This window comes from Salinicoccus siamensis, from assembly GCF_042429615.1.
Lineage (GTDB): Bacteria > Bacillota > Bacilli > Staphylococcales > Salinicoccaceae > Salinicoccus > Salinicoccus siamensis.
The window spans coordinates 1-2,375 of record NZ_JBHMAH010000051.1 but is presented as its reverse complement, the minus strand read 5'-3'; the positions used below and the strand labels follow the sequence as shown (position 1 = coordinate 2,375).

The window sequence follows — 2,375 nt, the reverse complement described above, 5'->3', positions numbered from 1 at the left end:
ACACTTTTTTCTTCAAATAACGCTCTTCTGTATTTCATTCTGATACTGTCTTGATTCTCATCGAAGGTAATGATTTCACTTCGATGAAGGAGGCGATCTAAGATCGCCGTGGTCAGTGTCGTGTCTCCCAAAAATTTTCCCCATTCGTTAGGCCCCTTATTCGATGTTAAGATGAACGCTGTTTTGTCATACATATCATAGATAAACTGAAAAAACAGTTGGGCATCCTGCGGTTCATAAGCCATATACATGATGTCATCGATAATAATTAAATCTGAAGATTCCATACGTTTATATCTGGTTTTTGACTTACTGAGATATTCTCGTGTTTTAAGGATATAGACCAGATGATCCATCGGTATAAACGTTACCTGGTAGCCTTCATTGACAGCGTGAATACCGAGACCGGTGGAAAGATGGGTCTTACCTACGCCAGGCGGTCCCATCATAATTAATGTAAAATGGTCTTCAATCCAGGATAGCTCCTTTAATACATTCAGTTGCTTGTCCCCAATCGCTGATTGTTCAGACAGTTTAAATTGCTCTAATGTTAAGTGTTGCGGAAACTCTGCCCATTTCATCAATTTAATCCGGTTCTTTTCTTCCCGACAGTCCAGTTCATACCCGAGGATCTGATCCATCAATTCATAGTACGTCCAATTCTGTGACTCTGCCATCCGAAGCATATTCGGCAGCTCTTTTGCGGTTTCTGCCAACCGGAGGGTGCGACATTTCTGTTGTAAGTCATCATAAGTGTTCGTCATTTCATTGACCGCCCTGAAGGACTTTTAAATAGATATCTGGTTGACGCGCGGGGGCAGTCATATCTTTGTACTTCTCATTAATGACAGGCTGCTTAGCCCTGTGTTTACCGTGTTGAATGTCCAATGAAATCGCAATATCTCTGAGATCATTCGCACTGGTCAATCTCAACCGGTTTAATTCTTTCACCGCATCATTAATATGTTGTGGATATTGCTTGGCGGACTGGAGTACAATTTTCAATTGATCAATCGTATGTCTCGGATAATGTGTATGCAAGGTCCGAATCAATCCGTCGGCCAGTTCTGGATCATCCAAAACTTTAAACACTTGTGCGACCAGTTGGTCTCTTTTCGTTTGAGACCGATGTCGATGACCAGGGTCTGTAATCACCTGACCTTTAATGTCAGACACTGTATGTACCGCAATCGAATCACCCGTTGGATGAAGCGAAATACTCAATTTTCCATCTGTGACAGAGACATACGCAATGTTTTCATTTCCACTTTGATACGTCCCGAGAGGCACACTATATCGGTTGCCTTCAAAGCGAATGACATTGTCTTTATGAATCGTTCTTGTTATATTAATAGATGAAATGTTGTCAAAATGATATTTCCCAGAGACCGTTTGAAGATGCTGCTTTTCGAGGGCGTGCACTTCAAAGGGTCTTTTCTTTATATTGTGATGGACTTTATAATTCCCCGTTCTTTTTAGCCACTTCAAAGCGTCCTGCTGCCATGTATTCAAGTTGTCGAAGATGCGATGTTTGGCAAAATTGTTTTTTACATATTTAATCACTTGTTCGATTTTACCCTTTGATTCCGGATCACTTTTTCGACAGAGTTCGACTTTAAACCGTCTAAATTGATGGTATTTCGTAAATGATTCGGTCAGGATTAAATCGCCCGCATTCTCACTCACCGCCAGTAAACGGTCCTGATCATAGACAATCTCCTCAGTCATCCCGCCAAAATAATGAAATGCATTTTCCTGTATTCTAATTAAATCACTGGTCCGAAACGGTCGGTCTAACCATTCCACATACTTAAACCGGGAATGCGATAAGATGAATCCGGTGACATACAATTTCTGTCGCCCGCCTGACGATGTGTCCACGATAATCTCTCCAAAATCGACTTGTATTTGCTGACCGGGTGGAAGCTCATCCACCGCACCGTATATTCGATTCGCTGCCACTTTCGGGATGTGATAGTGTTCCCTTAAGTGATTGACGTAGTTTCGGACTGTATTTTCAGCCAAGGATTGAATATCAAATTTATCTTGCAGCCAATCGTATATTTGCGCACTGGTCACATCTGGATGTTCTTTTAACCATGTGAGTATTTCACTTCTGTAAGGATCCAGTTTTTTCGTTCTGTTTTGTAAGGATGCCATAAAGTCAGCGAATGCATCGGGTGTCATATTCAAATAATCAATGACTCTATTTCTTGATATGTTTAATTTCTTTGCGATTTTACTATTTGAAAACCCCATATTTTTTAATCGGTGTATCTCTTGATAAATCATCCATTTTTCCACTCCATGTTCTCTCCCTTTCAATATACTCTGTCTCAGTATACCGAAAAGTGATTTCTAGTTTGTAAATTGTT

At 40.6% G+C, this 2,375-nt stretch carries 2 protein-coding genes; both read right to left on the bottom strand.

The genetic code is table 11. The features are described 5' to 3' along the window. Positions 1–764 (bottom strand): IS21-like element helper ATPase IstB (gene istB, locus ACFFLE_RS11210; protein ID WP_380572291.1); only part of this gene is annotated, 764 nt, incomplete at its 3' end. Position 765: 1 nt separating this feature from the next. Next, entirely contained in the window at positions 766–2,304 is a 1,539-nt protein-coding gene (istA, locus tag ACFFLE_RS11205) for an IS21 family transposase (RefSeq protein WP_380572289.1), read from the bottom strand. Between the last annotated feature and the right edge of the window lie 71 nt (positions 2,305–2,375).